Raw genomic sequence first — 20975 nt, 5'->3', positions numbered from 1 at the left:
TATTATGTTTTGGTTTTATGATCCAACATATATATTGCTTATACCTGCAATTTTGCTTGCAATGTATGCACAATTCAAAGTTCAAAGCACATTTAGTAAATACACAAACGTCAGAAATAGATATGGTTATAGAGCCTATGAAGTTGCTAGAAGGTTGCTTAATGAAGCAGGTCTTTATGATGTAAGTATTGAAATGATTCCCGGGAGCTTAACTGATCATTATGATCCAAGAAGCAGGGTATTGAGGCTATCTCAGACAGTATATGGCAGTGATTCTATAGCAGCTATAGGTGTTGCAGCACACGAAACAGGACATGCAATACAACATGCTAACGGATATATTCCTCTTAAATTGAGAAACGCCATTGTTCCAGTCGCTAATATTGGAACAAATATTTCTTGGCCACTTTTGGTGATGGGCTTTATATTTGGGCTTACACAGTTAATAGATATAGGTATTATATTGTTTTCAGCAGTAGTTTTATTTCAGATTATAACATTGCCTGTAGAACTCAATGCAAGCAATAGAGCAATAAAGCTTCTTGAGTCTGGCGGACTCTTTATGAGAGATGAACTTTATCCAGCAAGACAAGTGCTTAATGCAGCTGCTTTAACTTATGTTGCTGCGGCTTTTGCTTCTATTATGAATCTTATCAGGCTGTTAATATTGAGGGATAGGAGAGATTGATTTTCTATCCCTCTTTTATATTTAATTTATTTTTCTGATAAAAAAGATATAGAGGTGCTTTATGAATCAGAGGAATATTGCTTTTAAAATTTTATATGAAATACTGGTAAAAAAGGGTTATTCAAATATTGTGTTAAATAAATATCTAAATAATGATGGAATAGAAGACGTAGAAAAAAGTTTTATTAAAGAAATAGTTTTTGGAACGATAGAAAGAAAGTATACGTTGGATCGTATTATCGATTATTGCTCAACTAAAGATATTAAAAAAATTGACAATAAAGTTCTTATTATACTTGAAATGGGTTTATTTCAACTGATGTATATGGATAAGGTACCTGATTATGCAGCAATAAATGAATCAGTAAACCTTACGAAAGAGCATGTAGGAAAGTATGCTTCTAAGTTTGTCAATGCAGTATTGCGAAGTTATTTGCGTAATTCTATGAAGATTAAGTTTTTACAGCCTAATGAAAACTTAATTGAATATTTGTCTTTTAAATATTCATTTCCTGAATGGATTGTTAAAAGACTATTGAATAATTACGATAGAGATGCTACAGAGAGTATATTAGAATCGCTCAATGGCAAACCTGAAATATCAATCAGGCTTAATACTTTAAAAATTGATGGAAAAAATTTTGAAAAAAAACTAAATGACAGAGGGCTTAAATATAAAAAAGGAATGTACAATAATGATGCCTACTATATAGACTTAAAGAATATTACCAATGATGAAATATATAAAGATGGCTTAATACAGGTTCAAGATGAAGGAGCGATGATTATTTCAAAGGTTTTATCTCCAAAGCCTGGCGATATGGTAATAGATGTTTGTAGTGCACCAGGAGGAAAAACTACTCACCTGTCTCAATTGATGAATAATAAAGGTAAAATAGTAGCATTTGATGTTTATGAACATAAGATAGATTTAATAAAAAGGAATTGCAGGAGATTGGGCGTTGATAATGTAGATGCATTTGTTTTTGATTCAACAAAGGTAAATAGTGAATATATAGATAAAGCTGATAAAGTTCTTGCTGATGTTCCATGTAGCGGAATAGGGATCATAAGAAAGAAACCGGATATAAAATTAAAAAATTATACGAAGAAAGATTTTGATGAACTAAATAACATACAGTATCGCATACTTTCTTCCAGCTCTAAATACGTAAAAAAAGGTGGATATATCTTATATAGTACATGTACTATAGGCAAAGAAGAAAATATAAATATAGTTGATAAGTTTTTAAATGAAAATAAAGAGTTTAAAATTGCTGATATAAGACCATTTTTGCCGCAAAATTTAGTGCATTTTGTGGATGATAAAGGATGTATTCAGCTTTTGCCAAACTTGAACAATACAGATGGTTTTTTTATATGCAAATTGCAGAGAAATATCTAATTTTTTATGATATAATATCTGTATGAAAATTTGGAGGCGTTTTAATTGGTTGATTTAAAGAATATGACAATTGATGAACTTGAAAAATTTTTTGTTGATATTGGAGAGACAAAGTACAGGGCAAAGCAGGTTTTTCAATGGATCTATAGAGGAGTCACAAATTTTGAAGAAATGACAGATTTAAAAATAGAGCTGAGAAAAAAATTAAATAGTATAGCATATATATCTAGTTTAAAAATTGCGCAAAAATTAGTATCAGATGCAGACGAGACAGCAAAGTATCTTTTCTTACTTGATGATGAAAATATAGTTGAAGGTGTGGCTATTAAGTATAGTTATGGCAATACTTCCTGTATATCTACTCAGGTTGGATGTAATATGAAATGCTCATTTTGCGCATCAGGAATTGGAGGAAAAGTTAGAAATCTGAAAGCATCAGAGATGGTAGATGAAGTTCTTATAATGGATAATGATTATGGTAAAATATCAAATATAGTATTGATGGGCAGTGGAGAGCCCTTTGACAATTATGAGGAAGTTATGAAATTTATAAAAATTGTCAATAATCCCTTTGGCATGGGTGTAGGCATACGACATATTACTATTTCTACATGCGGAATTGTTCCGAAAATTTATGATTTTGCAAATGAAGGTTTAGGTGTTAATTTGTCTATATCATTACATGCACCTACGGATGATTTAAGGACACAGCTGATGCCAATAAATAAGGTATATCCTATAAAAGATTTGATAAAAGCATGCAAGTATTATATTGATAAGACTCATAGAAGAGTGACTTTTGAATATTCGCTAATAAAAGACGTAAATGATAACTATGAGATGAGTGTAAAATTATCCAAGCTCTTAAGGGGTCTTCTGTGCCATGTTAATTTGATACCAATTAATTATGTTGATGAAATTGGCTATAAGAAAGCTGACAATGAAAAGATAATAGCTTTCAAAAATACTCTTGAAAAAAATGGCATTACGTGTACGGTTAGGCGTGAGCTAGGCAGTGATATTAACGCTGCTTGTGGGCAATTAAGAAGGAAATATTTAGCTGGAAGGGTGAAATAATACAAATGTTAGTATATGCTTTGACAGATACAGGCAATGTTAGAGAAAATAATGAGGATTCGTACTATATTTCTGATGGTAAGAATCTAAACCTTTTTATAGTTGCCGATGGTATGGGTGGATGCAACGGTGGCGAGGTTGCAAGTAAATATGCGGTAGAGACAGTAACTAAGTATTTTTTTGACAATTATGATAATTGTAATAAAGATGATGAGTCGATAAAAAAATTTATAAAAGATGCGATAACGACAGCAAATTCTTTTGTTTTTAACAAGTCGTTTTCTGATTTGGATTTGACAGGAATGGGTACAACATTAACTCTTCTTTTAATAGAAAATAAAAACTACTTTATTGGTCATATTGGGGATAGCAGAGCATACCTCATTAGAGATGGCAATCTTATCCAGATTACAGAAGATCACTCATATGTGGAAGAGCTAGTAAAATTAGGTAGAATAACGCAGGAAGAAGCAAGAATTCATCCACAAAAAAATATAATAACTAGGGCACTAGGTATTGATGAGGAAATAGAAGTGGATATATTTACTGGTAATGTTTTTAAAAACGATGTTTATTTGTTGTGCACAGACGGATTGACTAACATGCTTACAGATGATTTGATTCTTAAAGAGTTTAAAAACTCTGAAAATATAAACGAGGCATGTGATAATTTAATAAAACTTGCTAAACAAAATGGTGGCTATGATAACATCACAATTGTGGCGGTAAAGGAGGTGTGACAATATGATAGGTAGAATGCTTGGCAACCGATATGAGATATTAGAAAAAATTGGTGAAGGTGGAATGGCAAAGGTTTATAAAGCTAAATGTCATCTTTTAAACAGAATAGTTGCCATAAAGATTTTGCGCTCTGAATTTGTAGCAGATGAAGAATTTGTAAGAAGATTTAAAAGAGAATCACAAGCGGCAGCTAGCCTTTCGCATCCTAATATAGTAAGTATATATGATGTAGGACAAGAAGGAGATATTTATTATATTGTAATGGAGTATGTGAATGGTAAGACATTAAAACAGCTAATAAGAGAAGCTAATGGACCTTTGCCTATACCAAAGGCTCTTGACATAACAAGACAAGTTTGTGGAGCATTGGAACATGCTCATAAAAATCATATTGTCCACAGGGATATAAAGCCACAGAATATACTAGTAACAGATGACAATATTGTGAAGGTTACTGATTTTGGAATAGCAAGGGCTGCAAATGGTTCAACAATAACGTACGGTGGTGGTGACGTACTTGGTACAGCTTATTATTTTTCACCTGAACAAGCGAAAGGTGCTATGATAGATGAAAAGACTGATATATATTCACTGGGTATTGTTATGTATGAGATGCTTACAGGGAAGGTTCCTTTTGAAGGTGAAAGCCCAATTTCAGTTGCATTAAAGCATATACAGGAAAATATTGTGCCGCCATCTAAAATAAATCCAAAAGTGCCGTATAAACTCGATAAAATAGTATTAAAAGCGACAGAAAAAGATATAAATTATAGATACAAAAGCGCATCCGACCTATTAAATGACATCGAGGCATATATAAATAATCCTGATAAATTAGTTGTAACAAATGGATATGATAATAATGTAACGCGGGTCATGAAATCAGAAGAAATAAATGAGAAGTTATCAGGAACGAAGACTCTTAAAAAGAAAAAAAAGAGTGGCAAAATTTTTAGAAATATAGGAATTGCATTGCTTATTCTGGCATTAATGGCATCACTATCATATGGAACGATGTTTTTTTTGAATAACATGGCAATAACAAATGAAGTAACAGTGCCTAATATAAAAGGGCAAACACTCGATAAGGCAACAAGCATTTTAGAAAAAAATAATTTAAAATTGAACATAACAGATAGCCAGTACAGCGATGCACCAACTAATACAATTTTATCACAGAATCCGCCAGCTGGCGAAACGGTAAAGAAGGGAAGTACAGTAAATGTAGTGGTTAGTAAAGGCAAACAGACATCAGTCGTGCCAAATGTTATAGGCAGTGAGTACAGGGATGCGCAATTAAAAATTAAAAATAGCGGTTTAAATGCTAACTTGATATGGGATTATAATGACAGCTATCCAAATGGTTATGTGTATGACCAAAATCCAAGGCAAGGTGTACAAGTTGAAAACAATACTGTTGTTGATATTTACGTAAGCAAAGGTCCAGAAATGGTAACAGTGCCTAACCTCGTAAATATGTCACTTGATGATGCTACAAAAGCATTGAAAAATGTCGGTCTTAAAGTTGGTAATATAACAACCCAGCCTAGCGATAGTCTGCCTGACAACTATGTAATAGATCAGAGCATTCCTCAAGGCACCAGTATACAAAAAGGCAAATCTATAGATTTAATTGTAAGCCAATCAACTCAGCAACAGCAACAACAACAGCAATCACAATTACCACCTGGTTACAAAACAAAAGAAATTGCAATTGATTTGCCTAACCAAAAAGGACCTATGAAAGTTGATGTTTATGTGATACAAGATGGCAATAAAACATTACAATATTCTAATACTTTTACTTCTGCTGATAGTCCAATAACAGTTCCTGTTAGTGGCAAAGGAAATGTCATTATAGAAGTTGATATAAATGGCAGTATATATAAGACAATGGGGGCGAAATTTTAGTTGAGATTAAGTGGCAGAATTATTAGAGGCATTGGAGGTTTTTATTATGTATATACCGAGCATGGCATTATAGAATGCCGTGCTCGTGGCAAATTCAGAATATCAAACATCGTACCAATAGTAGGGGATAATGTTGATATTGATACAGAAAATTTAAAAGATGGTTTCATAATAAATATACATAACAGAAAAAACGAATTGGTAAGACCGCCAGTATCTAATGTTGACCAAGCTATAATAACTTTTTCTATTGTAAATCCTGCTTTAAATAGATTGCAGCTTGATAAGATGATTATATTAGTAGAATTGAATGGAATACATCCTGTAATATGCATAAATAAGATTGATTTAGTAACGGAAGATGTTTTTGCACCACTATATAATTTGTATAAAAATTTAGGCTATGACGTTATTGCCACTTCAAAGTTTGACAATATTGGTATCGATAAATTAAAGGCGATGATAATTGGAAAAACATCATTTTTTACAGGACCATCTGGTGTAGGGAAATCATCGTTAATTAATTGTATACAAGGAACTAATAAGCAGGAAATTGGAGATTTGAGTGAAAAGTTGTTAAGAGGAAAACATACCACAAGAAATGTCGAACTTATTCCTTTTGAAAACGGCTATGTATTAGATACGCCTGGTTTTACCTCTTTGAATTTAGACATAGATGAAACTGAACTTAAATATTATTTTAGAGATTTTAGAAATTATGAACTAGATTGCAGGTTTAAGTCGTGTTTGCACATAAATGAACCTGATTGTGGTGTAAAAATTGCCGTAAGTAATGGATTAATAGATAAAATACGATATTCTAATTATTTAAATTTATATAATGAGTTAAAGTCTAATAAAAGGAGGAGATATTGAGAATGGAAATTTCTCCATCTATATTATCTGCAGACTTTGGAAATTTATTATCTGATATAAAAAAAGCTGAAAAAGAAAAACCTGAATTTTTACATATAGACGTCATGGATGGACATTTTGTTCCAAATATTACAATTGGTCCATTAGTAATAAAGGCTTTGAAAGGTAAGACTAATATTCCTTTTGATGTACATTTAATGATAGAAGATGCTGATAAATACATAAAAGAATTCGCCGAGGCTGGGGCCAAAAATATCACGGTTCATCAGGAAGCATGTTTACATTTAGATAGAACATTACAGTTTATTAAATCTATGGGTATTATGGCTAGTGTTGCGTTAAATCCAGCAACACCGTTAGAGACATTGAAATATGTGCTGCCATCGGTTGATATGGTTCTGATAATGACTGTAAATCCTGGGTTTGGGGGACAGGTATTTATAGAAGAAATGTATGAAAAAATACGAGAACTAGCATATATTAGAGAAAGCAGAGGTTTGAATTTCAAGATAGAGGTTGACGGTGGGATTAATGTTGACAACATCAATGATGTAGTTTTTGCTGGAGCTGATGTGATAGTGGCAGGATCCTCAATATTTGGCAGTGGAGACCCTGGAGATAATATAAAAAAACTCAGAGGTGCAGTAAAAAGATGAAAACATGCATTATTTCAAATGGGGAATTTAACGACTCTGATTATATAAGGAAAATAATTAACAATTGCGATTATGTAATTTGCGCTGACGGTGGTGCAAATATTGCATATAAATTAGAAATAGTTCCCAATCTCATTATAGGAGATCTTGATTCAGCTGATAAACAAATTATTGACTATTATAAAAAAAATGGCGTTATAGTAGATAAATATCCAACAGAGAAAGATGAAACAGATACTCAGCTAGCGACGCTTAAAGCTATAGAGCTTGGAACTGATGAAATTATATATATAGCATCAATAGGAAGCAGATTTGATCATTCTATAGCAAATCTGTCACTTCTATTGTACCTCCTTAAAAGAAATATAAAGGGAATAATAGCAAGCGAAAAAAATGAAATTCATCTTATAGACAGGTCTTTAGAATTAGAAGGTAAGATAGGTGACATTGTTTCATTAATTCCGTATAGTACCGTTGTAAAGGGAATATACACTGATGGTCTATATTATTCTTTATCAGGGCAGGATATGTCATTGGATATGCCTTATGGTATAAGCAATGTTTTTATAAATAATAAGATTAAGATTAAAATTGACAGTGGATTATTATTAGTAATAAAATCTAAAGATTAGCACATTACCCCTTCCTTACGAATAAAATATTATTGTGTAAGGAGGGGGTTTTATGTGGAATAAAATGTATAGAAAAATAAGGAATTTGAATAAAAAGATGAATTACTCTATAGGATATATAATTATGGCTTTAGGAATTTTTATTCTTGTAATATACATACCTAGTTGGCTATGGATGGTACTACTAGGTCTAACTGTCATAATGATCGGATATTATATTAATGCATATTTCAAATAGTAAATAAATAGTTTAGAATAGAAATGATAAAGGGGGATAAATATGAGCAAGAAAAAAGAACCGAAAGTCTTTTATTTTAAAATTCCCGGTTTTATTAAAAAATTTTTAAGTGCTATAAGCAAAGGCAAAAAATAAAAAGCGTGCATTTATGCACGTCTTTCTTTATATGGCTCTCTTAACCCTTCCTGACTTTAAACATTTTGTACAAACATTTAATCTTACAGGTGTCCCATCAACAATGGCTCTAACACGCTTTAAATTTGGCTGCCATTTCTTTATTGATTTTCTGTGGGAATGGCTATATTGATACCCTGCCATTGGTGTTTTTCCACAAACGTCGCATTTTCTCATTATGTGCACCTCCTCTTTGTCAACAATAATATTTTAACAAAAAAATAAATTTTCTTCAAGGCTAATAATTAATGCACTTAATTTAATGCATTCACACAACAATGATATTTTAACATTATATTTCATGCCTGTAAATACTTTTTGAATTAAAATTTAATAATCAGTTCCAGAAGATGACAATTATTTTTTTGTTTGTTGATGATTTAATTAGGATAAGGTAAAATATAATTATGATAGGAGGTTATATAAATGGATCAAACCAAAAATAACTTAGGTAAAATAGATATTTCTACAGATGTGATTGCATCTATAGCGAGTTATGCGACTTCTGAATGTTATGGAATTGTTGGCTTAGGAAAGCGTGGACCTGATGGACTCATAGAGCTTTTTAAAAATGAACAATCAGGTAAGGGAATTAAGATTACATCAGATGAAGACGGAATGGTTATAGATTTGTACATTATAGTTGAGTATGGTGTAAATATAAAAACTGTTGCAGCAAATATAATTGAAAAAGTTAAGTATACTATAGAGACATTTACTGGTATCAAAGTTAAAAATGTAGTCGTAAATGTGCAGAGTATAAAAGTTGATATCTGAGGAGGAAACACTGTTGGATCATATAGATGGTAAAACTTTAAAACTTTTATTTAAGGGTGGGTCTCAATATTTATCAAATAAATCTGATGAAGTGAATAAATTAAATGTCTTTCCGGTTCCAGATGGTGATACTGGATCTAATATGGCATATACTTTAAATTACGCTGTTAAAGAAATGGAAAAAACATCCGATAATATAAACGATATATTAAATAATCTTTCAAGGGGTGCTTTGCTGGGAGCTAAAGGGAATTCGGGTGTAATTTTGTCACAAATTATTAGAGGATTTGCTAAAAGTCTTTTAAATCACGATATAATCACTACAAAAGATTTTGCAGAAGCGCTAAATATGGGTTCTTCTGTTGCTTATAAAGCAGTGATGAAACCTACTGAGGGCACTATTCTGACTGTTGTTAGAGACTGTGCCAACGAAGCTTTAAAATTAAGCAAAATAAAGGACTTTGAAGTATTTATAGATGGGATTGTAAAAGCTGCTGCAGAATCAGTTGAAAGGACTCCTGATTTGCTACCTGTATTGAAACAGGCTGGTGTAGTCGATTCTGGTGGTAAAGGGTTTTTGTTTATATTGTTAGGAATGCTGGAAACAATAAAAGGACATGAAGTTGTTCAAGAATATACAACAAAAGATGTTTCTACAAATGAAACTGACTTGACAAATATAAATTTCAAATATTGTACGGAAATGCTTATAAATGCTAATTCACAAATGTCTCATAAGTTGAAAAGTGAAATAGAATCTTTTGGTGACAGTTTAATTGTTGTTGGTGATGACGATCTTATAAAAGTGCATATTCATACAAATAACCCTGGCTTGGTATTGCAAAATGGCTTAAAGTATGGTGATTTATTAAAGGTCAAAATTGACAATATGAAAATTCAACATGAAAATGTCATATTGGAATCAAAAAATAATTTAAAACAAGATAATAGTCTTTCTGCTAAAAAATATGGATTTTTGGCTGTATCTCCTGGAGATGGAATAAGTAAAATATTCAAAGAATTGGGATGTGATGTTGTAATAGATGGGGGACAAACTATGAATCCTAGTGCTTTGGATATTTTAAATGGGTTGGAAAAAATAAATGCTGAAAATATAATTGTCTTTCCAAATAATAAAAACATAATCATGACTTGTGAGCAAGCCATGACGATGTCGGATAAAAACATATATGTGATCGCTACTGAAAGTTTCAATCAGGCAATCAGTGCAATAATAAATGTCGATGCAAATATGAGTATAGATGATGTAATAAGAAGCATAAATGATACAATTGAGAAAATTAGAACAATAGAAATAACATATTCTATAAGGGACTCAGTTATTGATGGAATAGATATTAAAAGTGGAGACATATTAGGATTTGTAGATGGAAAATTTACTGCAATTGGTACTGATTATAACGAAGTCGCTTTAAAAATTATAAGCGACAATATATCTGAGGATACTGCTATAATAACTGTTTATTATGGCAAGGATATTTCGGAAAATAAAGCAAAGGACTTACAAAATGACTTACAAAATTTTATTTCGTTTGACGGTGATATAGACATTCAATATGGTGGACAGCCCTTGTATTATTATGTAATTTCCATCGAATAGGTGATTATATGGATCTTTCAAAATCTATACAATATGTAAAGGGAGTAGGTCCTAAAAGAGCTCTATTATTAAAAAAAATCGGCATAGAAACAGTAAAGGATGCGTTGGAATATTATCCAAAAGAATATGAAAATAGAGAAAAAATAATACCAATAGATATGCTTAAGATCGGTGAAAAGCAGACTTTTAAGGCTTATATAGCGGGTAAGGCAAGGGAATATAAAGTAAAAAGATTAACTATTACAAAGATACCTGTTAAGGATGGAAGTGGTGCGGTTGAACTTGTTTGGTATAATCAGCCGTACATAAAGGGCAATTTTAAATTAGGCGAAGAATATATTATAAATGGCAAAGTTTTTTATAAATATGGACAGATATATGTTGAGAATCCGGTAATGGATAGAAGCGATAGTCTAAATATCAATGCTGGAAGGATTGTGCCGATATATAAATTAACTGAAGGATTGAGCCAGAAAGTTATAAGAAGTATAATTTTCAATCTTTTGAAAGAATATTTAAATGATATAGAAGAAATATTTGATGAAAATTTTTTAAAAGAATATAATTTGTTAGATATTAAAAGTGCAATAAAAAATATACACTTTCCTGAGTCTTCAAAAATGCTTGAAAGATCTAAATATAGACTTGTTTTTCAAGAATTTTTTATTTTACAATTAGGATTAACTTTGATAAAAAATAGATATAATACAGATAAAGCAGGTATAAAATTTAGACGTGTCGATTTAAAAGATTTTTTTAGCAAGTTAAAATTTCACCTTACACAAGCACAGGAGAGAGCTTTAAATGAAATACTTGATGATATGTATTCAGGGAAAGTAATGAATAGGCTTTTGCAGGGTGATGTTGGCTCAGGAAAGACAGTTATAGCAGCAGCAGCGATGTATGTTGCTGTGAAAAATGGATATCAGGCTTCTATAATGGCTCCGACAGAAATTCTTGCAAAACAGCATTATTTTACTTTAAAAGAGCTATATGACGAATTAGATATAAAAATTGAATTGCTTACTGGAAGTATTGGTACTAAAAAGAAAAACATCATTATTGAGGAAATTAAAAATGGTGAAATTGATATATTAGTTGGTACTCATTCTTTAATTGAGGAAAATGTACAATTTAAAAATTTAGGCTTAGCAATAACTGATGAACAACATAGGTTTGGCGTTCGTCAAAGAGCCGTATTTAAAGAAAAAGGTGAACAAACGGATGTTTTAGTGATGACAGCAACACCTATACCAAGAACATTAGCACTTATGTTGTATGGAGATTTGGATATATCTGTGATAGATGAATTGCCACCAGGACGAAAGAAAATAGAGACGTATGCAATAAGTGCTACTTTAAGAGATAGAGCATATAAATTCGTCATAAATGAAGTGAAAAAAGGGCGTCAAGCGTACATTGTTTGTCCGTTAATAGAAGATTCAAACCTAATTAATGCAAAATCGGCAGAAGTTGTATATGAAGAGATATACAAAGGGGTTTTTAAAGAATTTAGAGTTGGTTTAGTACATGGTGGAATGAGCTCAAATGATAAGAATAAAGTTATGAATGAATTTGTTAATGGGAAAATAGATATATTGGTGTCTACAACGGTTATAGAAGTTGGCGTGAATGTGCCAAATGCTTCAGTTATTGTTATTGAAAATGCTGAAAGATTTGGGTTGGCACAACTTCATCAATTAAGAGGACGTGTAGGAAGATCATCGAATCAATCTTATTGTATCCTTATAGCATATTCATATTCAGATGTTGTTAAAAAAAGATTGAAAGTGATGACTGAAACTAATGATGGGTTTAAAATTGCTGAAAAAGATTTGGAAATAAGAGGACCAGGTGAATTTTTTGGTGTAAAGCAGCATGGATTACCAGAATTGAAATTAGCAAATATTTTTGAAGATATTGAAATATTGAAATTGGCTCAAAAAGCTGTTGAAAAATTTTTAAACAACGATATTACATTCAAAAGGCATGATAAGATGAAAGCCGAACTAGTTGAGCGATTTAAAGATAAATTGGAAGGAATTGTATTAAATTAACATGAGGGAGGAAATCAAAATGAGCAAGATTGCTATAGTTACAGACAGTGTATCAGATATACCTGACGATATAGTAAAATTGTACGATATTTATGTTGTTCCTTTGACTATTGACATTGACGGTGTATCTTACAAAGATGGGATAGATATAAAAAAAGATGATTTCTACAATCTGTTAAATTCAGGGAAAATGCCTACAACATCTCAAATATCTCCAATTGAATTTATGGAAGTTTTTAGCGATTTATTGAAAAGCTATGATGAAGTTATTTGCATTTTATTGTCATCTAAATTGAGTGGTACATATCAATCAGCATTATTGGCTAAAGAAAACTTAAAAAATTCAAAAATAACAGTGCTCGATTCAAAAAATTTTTCGTTAGGTGCTGGACTTTTAGTTATAGAAGCTGCTAAAATGGCCCGAAACGGTGGTACAAGAGATGAGATAGTCAGCAAAATCAATGACATGATATCAAAAATAAGTTATATAATGATTTTTGATTCTTTAGAATATCTTTATAGAGGTGGAAGATTAAAAAAATCACAGGCTATACTAGGTAGTATTTTAAATATAAAGCCTATTTTAGTCAATAATGATGGAGAGTTAGAAATAAAAGATAAGGTACGAGGAAGAAAAAATGCAATAAAGTGGATAATAAACTATATGAAAGAAACAAATGTTGATTTCAAAAGAAAAGAGATAGGATTGCTGCACACTGATAGAGAAGAGTTCATGCTTGAAATTGAAAATGCCATTAGAAATGAGTTTGGAGTTACGAATTTTATTAAGAATAGAGCTGGTTGCTCTGCTGGTGTTCATGCAGGTCCATATGCGGTTGGTATATTTTTTGAATTAGATTAAATAATAAACCATTTTTATCACCTTCATACAATTTTGCTAATGAAATTATAGTTTATAGAAATTCTATTTGGGTAAATTAATATTGAAATCATTAAATGGAGGTGATAAAAATGGCAGCAGGTTCAGAGACAAAGAATCCGCTTGTAGTAAGAGAAGCAAAGCAAGCTATGAGCAAATGGAAATATGAAATAGCAAGCGAACTTGGAATAAATCCTCCAGCCGATGGTTATTGGGGTACACTTACATCCCGTGATTGCGGTGCTGTAGGTGGCCATATGGTAAGAAAAATGATCCAAATGGCTGAAAGCCAAATCGCTAATAAAGGTACACTTAGATAATAAAAAGATACCCTTCGGGGTATCTTTTTTAAATAAACTTATTTACGAAAAATAAATTATGTAAAATTAAAAATTAAATATCGTTTTATATATATGAAAATATTAACATGTATATATAAATTGTATATGGATAAATTAATATTGAAATCATTAAATGGAGGTGATAAAAATGGCAGCAGGTTCAGAGACAAAGAATCCGCTTGTAGTAAGAGAAGCAAAGCAAGCTATGAGCAAATGGAAATATGAAATAGCAAGCGAACTTGGAATAAATCCTCCAGCCGATGGTTATTGGGGTACACTTACATCCCGTGATTGCGGTGCTGTAGGTGGTCATATGGTAAGAAAAATGATCCAAATGGCTGAAAGCCAAATCGCTAATAATGGAACATTGAAATAGTTAAATAAAAGGGTAGCCTGTATGGTTACCCTTTTTAATTAAAATAATCCAGGTAGTTGACTACCTGGATTGGGAGAGGAGAAATTGAAGGAAGAATTTTGGGGAAATTGGTTTCCCAATTATATTATTTTCCATATTTCAAATTTTTTATACATTATTTTGTATCTTATCGTAAAATATGCTAAAATATTTTAGTATTGGAGGTGTAATTTTGAGGGTTATATCTGGAAAAGCCAAAGGTAGAAAATTAAAATGCCCACCAGGAAAAGCAATAAGACCTACATCTGACATGGTTAAAGAATCATTATTTAATATTATTGGTGCTGATATATATAATTCAAGATTTTTAGATTTATTTTCTGGAACTGGCAGTATCGGTATCGAAGCATTAAGCAGAGGTGCTAATATTTGCTACTTTGTAGAAAAAGTATATAATAATATTAAATATATAAATGATAATATAAAGTTACTTGATTCAACTGACAATGCAAAAGTTTTGCATATGGATGTCCTTGATGCTTTATATTATTTCAGTAAAAATGATATTAAATTTGATATTATATACATAGATCCACCATACTACAAAAATTTATATGTGGAACCATTGAATAAAATCAGCGAATATAAACTATTGGATTCATATGGCTACATAATTGTTGAACATCATAAAAATGATATTTTAAATGATAAATATGAAAACTTGCAAAAAGTTAGAGTTAGGAAATACGGCGAAACTGTATTAACTTTTTATAAGGAGGCAGCAAATGAATATAGCAGTGTATCCAGGGAGCTTTGATCCAGTAACAAATGGACATTTAGATGTAATTAAAAGAGCGGCAAAAGTTTTCGATAAATTAATTGTAGCAGTATTGATTAATCCGTCAAAAACTCCTATGTTTTCAGTAGAAGAGCGAGTTGAAATGTTAAGAGAGGTAACATTTGATATTGAAAATGTGGAAATCGATTGTTTTTCTGGTTTACTTATTGAATACCTAGAAAAAGTTAATTCAAAAATAATTGTTAAAGGCTTACGAATGGTTTCAGACTTTGAATATGAATTTCAGATGGCATTAATAAATAAAAAGCTTAATCCCGAAGTTGAAACAATATTTTTTATGACCAGCAATAAATATGGCTATTTAAGCTCTAGCATAGTAAAGGAAGTCGCAAGCTTTGGGGGGTGTTTATCGGATCTCGTTCCAGATTCAGTTATAAAGCACATATTTAAAAAACTAAAAAAATAAGGGGGCATTTTATTGGAAGCGACTGATAACCTGGAGGTTTTAGAATTATTAGATTCATTAGAAGACTACATAGAGAAGAGTTCTACAATACCATTATCACAAAAAACTTTAGTAAACAAAGAGGAAATTCTTGAAATTATAAAGCAGATAAGAATTAAAATTCCTGATGAATTAAAAAGGGCTGAGTGGATCAAGCAGGAAAGGCAAAAAATATTGATTGAAGCCCAGCAAGATGCAGAAACAATTTTAAAAGAGGCTGAACTAAGAATAAATCAAATGGTAAACGAAAGTGAAATTGTTAAAAAAGCTGAGAAAAAAGCATCAGAAATTATAGCTCAAGCTCAGACAAATGCTAAGGAAATTAGACTTGGAAGCAAAGATTACGCTGATGAGTTATTAGCTAAACTTGAAAAAAATGTTACAGAACTTTTAAATACAATAAAAAACAATAGAGATGAGCTAAGAGGCATAAAATAATCATGCCTCTTTTTTTGTCAACGATAAGATGATTATCAGAAAAATTATCGTCAACAACAGAGCGATAAAAATGTATGATGAGGTTTCAAATATGTTTAACATAGTTTTTACATTTCCTTGAAAGAAAACTTCTGATATCGAGGTCTCACCAATGTTTATAAATTCCAAAAATATATAAGAAAATAATGCAGCCATAAAGCTATGTATTATCTTTGCAATGAAATACGGAAAGTAATTTATCTTTGTACTGTTTATAACACCTATTACCTGACCATGAGTTGAAAAACCACCCCACGCTAATATTGAGCTTACTAAGATAACTTTTTGAAATAATGGCGCTGTTGCTTGGCTAATCAAGCTGGAACCTATTGTAATCTCCATCAAACCACTGATGTATCCTGGAATTAAGTTCTTGTTAAATCCTACCGATTCAAAAACAGGTGTTAGTATTTTTTCTACAGCATTTATTAATCCATAAACCTTTAAGAATTCTATTAAAACAGAAAAAGCAATTATATATCCACCAATAACGATCATTGTGTTCATGGATGTTTTAACGGCACTACCTAAGATTTCACCAAAATTAATATTGCTATAATTAGATTTGTTTTCAAAACCTTTGCTTAAATTAAAATTCTTTCTATTTTCTTCCATGAACCTATATTTTCTAAATATGATACCTGTTGCAAATGCCCCAAGGTAATTTGATAGCATTATAATATATCCAATTTTTGAGTTGTTAAACATACCCATAGCAACAACGCCTAGCATGAATAATGGGCCTGAGTTGTTGCAAAAAGTCATTAATCTTTCTGCTTCCGATGTGTTTAAAAGTTTTTCTTCCCATAATCTCTTAATCACTTGAGCTCCAACGGGGTAACCGGACGTATAGCCGACTGCCATAGCAAAGGCTCCATTTCCAGAGACATTAAATAAAGGCCGCATTATAGGTTCTAAAAATTTCCCAATGGTTCTTACGAATCCTAGTTGTAACAATAATTCAGATCCAATAAAAAATGGAAGCAGCGCAGGAAATACTGTAAACAGCCATAAATTAATTCCTGCTTTTGCTGCTGAGAGAGAATTTTTTGGGAATACAATAATTGAAACAACAATGAACAATACTGATATAACTAGAAAATTTCTGGATTTATTCTTTTTCAAAACATTTCCCCCTTTAGTATTTCCACATTATATTTTTATTTAAAAGGGGATGATAAGATGACTATTTTATTACAATAAACTTTTTGGTAAAATCTAATCCTGATACTGGGTCATTTTTATATGCTAAAGTATATATGTCAGTTGCTTTAATATCCTTTTCGAACATATATGTATCAGACAGTATTTTTTTATAGTCTGAAACTTTTGTTATAATTGGTTTTTCAGTCTTGCTTTTAATCATCCCTAAAAGTTCAAGTCCCTTTTTATTTGAGCCTAATATTCTTATGTAGTTTGGTCCATCATATCTTGAATATATATTAGATTCTATGCCTAATAAAACGTGCAGTAATATTCTTCTTATTCTGCTTTCTGTGTACCTTTTAGTTTTTATATAGCCTATGATTTCATCTGCATTATTGAAAAGGAATGAAGCTCTTTTAATGCGATTTTGCAATCCTTCTGTAACATCAAAAACATTTTCGATACTATAATTGTTTCTTAGCAGATAAGTTATTATTTTGCTAAAATTGTCTAGAGTGACTGGTCCATGACCTTTATCAATACATCTTTTTAAAATTTCAACAGAATATTCTGGCATATACTTGCTCAATATAGAGTAATCTTTATTTATTATAACTTCTCTTAAATATGTAGCACTAGCAAAAGAATCCCCCGTTTTCATAGAATTATATCCAGGACCCAGTCTTTTTATGGTTACCGGTTTGATACTGCTATTTATCTTTATCAAGCTTTTTATGTATTCAATGCCAAGTATGTTATTAGGATTTCCAACTATATCATTAATATTTGCTCCAAAATACTCTGACAGAGCTATTTCACGTGCTTTTGCATAAGTTATTCCTCTTTTTAAATAACTTTTTAAAATCACTTTATAATCTTCTGGTTCGTTTAAAAGGAATTTTGATATTTTATATAGTTTATCAATCGAACCAAGTTCACTTCCAAATGAAATATAGTCAATGACATTTAATGAATCCAGCAGCTTTACTGCTCCATATGCGAAATTTTCTGCGGTAGAAACTGCATATATAGTGGGCAATTCTATTACTAAGTCAATACCTGATAGCAATGCAGCTTCTGTCCTTGACCACTTGTCAATAATAGACGGTATTCCTCGCTGAACAAAGTTACCACTCATAATTGCAATGACAAAATCTGCACCTGTTGTTTCAATTGATTTTTTTATATGGTATATGTGTCCGTTATGGAGAGGGTTATATTCTACAATTACTCCCAATATACTCATTATTAAAAACCTTTCTAAAAAAATGTTTATTTTTTACTTATTATTTTATAAAAAATATGTTAAAATGTAAAATGTGTATACAATATATTTCTCCTTTTTAATTAGGAGGAAATATTAAGATAAATAATATTAAGGAAGGGACGATTTTATGAGCATTATTCAAAGTATTATTGAGAAAGCAAAAAGCAACAAAAAGAAAATAGTTTTGCCTGAAGGTGCAGAGCCAAGAACGCTGAAAGCGGCCGATATAGTGCTGAAAGAAGGGATTGCAGATTTAGTACTTTTAGGAAATGCAGATGAGATAAGAAATGCCGCTGAAGGATTAGATATCTCAAAAGCCGAGATTATCGATCCTCTAAAGTCAGAAAAATTTGATAAATATGCTACTGACTTTTATGAACTCAGAAAAAATAAGGGGATTACGCTAGAGAAAGCTAAAGAGACTATTAAAGACAATATTTATTTTGGCTGTATGATGGTAAAAGAAGGTTATGCAGACGGATTGGTATCTGGAGCTATTCATGCAACTGCTGATTTACTAAGGCCAGCATTTCAAATTGTAAAAACAGCTCCTGGTGCAAAGATTGTATCAAGCTTTTTCATAATGGAAGTTCCTAATTGTGAATTTGGTGAAAATGGAGTATTTTTGTTTGCTGATTGTGCTGTTAATCCATCACCAAATGCAGAAGAACTTGCATCTATTGCAGTACAATCTGCAAACACTGCAAAAACTTTATTAGGAATGGAACCAAGGGTTGCTATGCTTTCATTTTCAACGAAGGGCAGTGCATCACATGAATTAGTCGATAAAGTGAGAACAGCTACTGAAATCGCTAAAAATTTGATACCAGATGTTGCAATAGATGGTGAATTGCAATTAGATGCTGCACTTGTTAAGGAAGTAGCCGAGTTAAAAGCACCTGGAAGTCCTGTTGCAGGACGTGCTAATGTACTTATATTCCCTGATTTACAAGCAGGTAACATTGGTTATAAGCTCGTACAAAGATTGGCAAAGGCAAATGCTATAGGTCCGATAACGCAAGGAATGGGAGCGCCTGTAAATGACTTATCTAGAGGATGCAGTTATAAAGACATTGTTGATGTAATTGCTACAACGGCTGTACAAGCTCAATAAAAAAGCTATGGTATGGAGGATGAAAATTATGAAAATACTTGTTATAAATTGTGGAAGTTCATCATTAAAGTATCAATTAATCGAATCAAAAGATGGAAATGTTTTAGCGAAAGGTCTTGCTGAAAGAATAGGGATAAACGATTCGCTTTTAACACACAATGCAAACGGCGAAAAAATAAAAATTAAAAAAGACATGAAGGACCACAAGGATGCAATTAAATTAGTTTTGGATGCATTGGTAAATAGTGATTACGGTGTTATAAAGGATATGTCAGAAATTGATGCAGTTGGACACAGAGTTGTACATGGAGGAGAATATTTTACTTCATCTGTTCTTATAACTGATGATGTTTTAAAGGCGATTACAGATTGCATAGAGTTGGCTCCTCTGCATAACCCTGCAAACATAGAAGGAATTAAAGCTTGTAAACAAATCATGCCAGACGTACCAATGGTTGCTGTTTTTGATACAGCCTTTCATCAGACAATGCCTGATTATGCTTACTTGTATCCGATTCCATATGAGTACTATACAAAGTATAAAATTAGAAAATATGGATTTCATGGTACATCCCATAAATATGTTTCACAAAGGGCGGCAGAAATACTCAATAAACCTATTGAAAGTTTGAAAATTATAACATGCCATCTTGGAAATGGTTCAAGCATAGCTGCAGTTAAAAATGGAAAATCAATAGATACAAGCATGGGATTTACACCGTTAGAAGGTTTGGCTATGGGAACACGTTCAGGAAGCATTGATCCATCTATAATTTCATATCTAATGGAGAAAGAAAATATTAGTGCAGAAGAAGTAGTTAATATATTGAATAAAAAGTCAGGCGTTTATGGTATTTCAGGAATAAGCAGTGATTTTAGAGATTTAGAAGATGCTGCTTTTAAAAATGGTGACAAAAGAGCACAACTTGCACTGAATGTATTTGCATATCGTGTAAAAAAGACAATAGGTTCTTATGCAGCCGCGATGGGCGGTGTTGATGTCATTGTGTTTACGGCAGGCATTGGTGAAAATGGTCCTGAAATAAGAGAGTTTATACTTGATGGATTGGAATTTTTAGGTTTCAAGTTAGATAAGGAGAAAAATAAAGTTAGAGGTGAAGAAGCTATAATATCGACTGCAGATTCAAAAGTAAATGTTATGGTTGTGCCGACTAATGAGGAGTATATGATTGCAAAGGATACTGAAAAGATTGTAGAGAGTTTAAAATAGTATTCTT

Annotated in this window: 22 protein-coding genes; 19 read left to right on the top strand and 3 right to left on the bottom strand. The window is 31.5% G+C overall.

Features of this window, described 5'->3' with window-relative positions; genetic code table 11:
* The first annotated feature begins 4 nt into the window (after positions 1-4).
* The 8 genes from TTHE_RS07560 (at position 5) to TTHE_RS07525 (ending at position 7986) form a co-directional block, all read left to right on the top strand.
* Entirely contained in the window at positions 5-688 is a 684-nt protein-coding gene (locus TTHE_RS07560) for a zinc metallopeptidase (RefSeq protein ID WP_013298001.1), read from the top strand.
* 61 nt (positions 689-749) lie between these two features.
* A complete protein-coding gene (rsmB, locus tag TTHE_RS07555; protein ID WP_013298000.1) occupies positions 750-2093 on the top strand; it encodes a 16S rRNA (cytosine(967)-C(5))-methyltransferase RsmB in 1344 nt (447 codons plus the stop codon).
* Positions 2094-2138: 45 nt separating this feature from the next.
* On the top strand, positions 2139-3170 hold the full coding sequence (gene rlmN / locus TTHE_RS07550; protein WP_013297999.1) for a dual-specificity RNA methyltransferase RlmN: 1032 nt from the start codon (positions 2139-2141) through the stop codon (positions 3168-3170).
* A gap of 5 nt (positions 3171-3175) precedes the next feature.
* The gene (locus TTHE_RS07545; protein WP_013297998.1) at positions 3176-3910 is read left to right on the top strand and encodes a Stp1/IreP family PP2C-type Ser/Thr phosphatase; all 735 of its coding nucleotides are present in this window, start codon (positions 3176-3178) and stop codon (positions 3908-3910) included.
* Positions 3911-3914: 4 nt separating this feature from the next.
* The gene (pknB, locus tag TTHE_RS07540; RefSeq protein ID WP_013297997.1) at positions 3915-5822 is read left to right on the top strand and encodes a Stk1 family PASTA domain-containing Ser/Thr kinase; all 1908 of its coding nucleotides are present in this window, start codon (positions 3915-3917) and stop codon (positions 5820-5822) included.
* A complete protein-coding gene (gene rsgA / locus TTHE_RS07535; protein ID WP_013297996.1) occupies positions 5823-6698 on the top strand; it encodes a ribosome small subunit-dependent GTPase A in 876 nt (291 codons plus the stop codon).
* A 2-nt stretch (positions 6699-6700) separates the two neighbouring features.
* Positions 6701-7354: a ribulose-phosphate 3-epimerase gene (rpe, locus tag TTHE_RS07530; protein ID WP_013297995.1), complete on the top strand. Its 654-nt coding sequence runs from the start codon at positions 6701-6703 to the stop codon at positions 7352-7354.
* Positions 7351-7986, top strand: a complete 636-nt coding sequence (locus tag TTHE_RS07525) for a thiamine diphosphokinase (RefSeq protein ID WP_013297994.1) — start codon at positions 7351-7353, stop codon at positions 7984-7986. The genes rpe and TTHE_RS07525 overlap by 4 nt, the downstream gene beginning before the upstream one ends.
* A 400-nt stretch (positions 7987-8386) precedes the next feature.
* On the opposite strand, the gene rpmB is transcribed toward TTHE_RS07525, so the two are convergent.
* A complete protein-coding gene (rpmB, locus tag TTHE_RS07515; protein WP_013297991.1) occupies positions 8387-8575 on the bottom strand; it encodes a 50S ribosomal protein L28 in 189 nt (62 codons plus the stop codon).
* A gap of 249 nt (positions 8576-8824) precedes the next feature.
* On the opposite strand from rpmB, the gene TTHE_RS07510 reads away from it, so the two are divergent.
* From TTHE_RS07510 to TTHE_RS07470, 9 genes are all read left to right on the top strand, one after another.
* Positions 8825-9175, top strand: coding sequence for an Asp23/Gls24 family envelope stress response protein (locus tag TTHE_RS07510; protein WP_013297990.1), 351 nt, complete (start codon positions 8825-8827; stop codon positions 9173-9175).
* 10 nt (positions 9176-9185) lie between these two features.
* Entirely contained in the window at positions 9186-10796 is a 1611-nt protein-coding gene (locus TTHE_RS07505; protein ID WP_041587567.1) for a DAK2 domain-containing protein, read from the top strand.
* An 8-nt stretch (positions 10797-10804) separates the two neighbouring features.
* Positions 10805-12853, top strand: coding sequence for an ATP-dependent DNA helicase RecG (gene recG, locus TTHE_RS07500; RefSeq protein WP_013297988.1), 2049 nt, complete (start codon positions 10805-10807; stop codon positions 12851-12853).
* Between the two features lie 19 nt (positions 12854-12872).
* Complete coding sequence (locus TTHE_RS07495) at positions 12873-13715, top strand: DegV family protein (RefSeq protein ID WP_013297987.1); 843 nt, start codon at positions 12873-12875, stop codon at positions 13713-13715.
* Positions 13716-13825: 110 nt separating this feature from the next.
* On the top strand, positions 13826-14053 hold the full coding sequence (locus tag TTHE_RS07490) for an alpha/beta-type small acid-soluble spore protein (protein ID WP_013297986.1): 228 nt from the start codon (positions 13826-13828) through the stop codon (positions 14051-14053).
* Between the two features lie 169 nt (positions 14054-14222).
* Positions 14223-14450 (top strand): alpha/beta-type small acid-soluble spore protein, encoded by a 228-nt coding sequence (locus TTHE_RS07485; protein WP_013297985.1) that lies wholly within the window; start codon positions 14223-14225, stop codon positions 14448-14450.
* A 211-nt stretch (positions 14451-14661) separates the two neighbouring features.
* Positions 14662-15246, top strand: a complete 585-nt coding sequence (gene rsmD, locus TTHE_RS07480; protein ID WP_013297984.1) for a 16S rRNA (guanine(966)-N(2))-methyltransferase RsmD — start codon at positions 14662-14664, stop codon at positions 15244-15246.
* Positions 15215-15694: a pantetheine-phosphate adenylyltransferase gene (gene coaD, locus TTHE_RS07475; protein WP_013297983.1), complete on the top strand. Its 480-nt coding sequence runs from the start codon at positions 15215-15217 to the stop codon at positions 15692-15694. The genes rsmD and coaD overlap by 32 nt, the downstream gene beginning before the upstream one ends.
* 12 nt (positions 15695-15706) lie before the next feature.
* Positions 15707-16171, top strand: coding sequence for a hypothetical protein (locus tag TTHE_RS07470; protein ID WP_013297982.1), 465 nt, complete (start codon positions 15707-15709; stop codon positions 16169-16171).
* On the opposite strand, the gene ylbJ is transcribed toward TTHE_RS07470, so the two are convergent.
* Together ylbJ and TTHE_RS07460 are read right to left on the bottom strand one after the other, a co-directional pair.
* Positions 16172-17335 (bottom strand): sporulation integral membrane protein YlbJ, encoded by a 1164-nt coding sequence (gene ylbJ / locus TTHE_RS07465; RefSeq protein WP_013297981.1) that lies wholly within the window; start codon positions 17333-17335, stop codon positions 16172-16174.
* A gap of 61 nt (positions 17336-17396) precedes the next feature.
* Entirely contained in the window at positions 17397-18602 is a 1206-nt protein-coding gene (locus TTHE_RS07460; RefSeq protein ID WP_013297980.1) for a nucleotidyltransferase, read from the bottom strand.
* A 148-nt stretch (positions 18603-18750) separates the two neighbouring features.
* Between TTHE_RS07460 and pta the strand changes: the two genes are divergently transcribed.
* Positions 18751-19737 (top strand): phosphate acetyltransferase, encoded by a 987-nt coding sequence (pta, locus tag TTHE_RS07455; RefSeq protein WP_013297979.1) that lies wholly within the window; start codon positions 18751-18753, stop codon positions 19735-19737.
* 28 nt (positions 19738-19765) lie between these two features.
* A complete protein-coding gene (locus TTHE_RS07450; RefSeq protein ID WP_013297978.1) occupies positions 19766-20968 on the top strand; it encodes an acetate kinase in 1203 nt (400 codons plus the stop codon).
* The last annotated feature ends 7 nt before the right edge of the window (positions 20969-20975 follow it).

The organism is Thermoanaerobacterium thermosaccharolyticum DSM 571, from assembly GCF_000145615.1.
Lineage (GTDB): Bacteria > Bacillota > Thermoanaerobacteria > Thermoanaerobacterales > Thermoanaerobacteraceae > Thermoanaerobacterium > Thermoanaerobacterium thermosaccharolyticum.
This window is presented reverse-complemented; position numbering and strand designations above follow the sequence as displayed.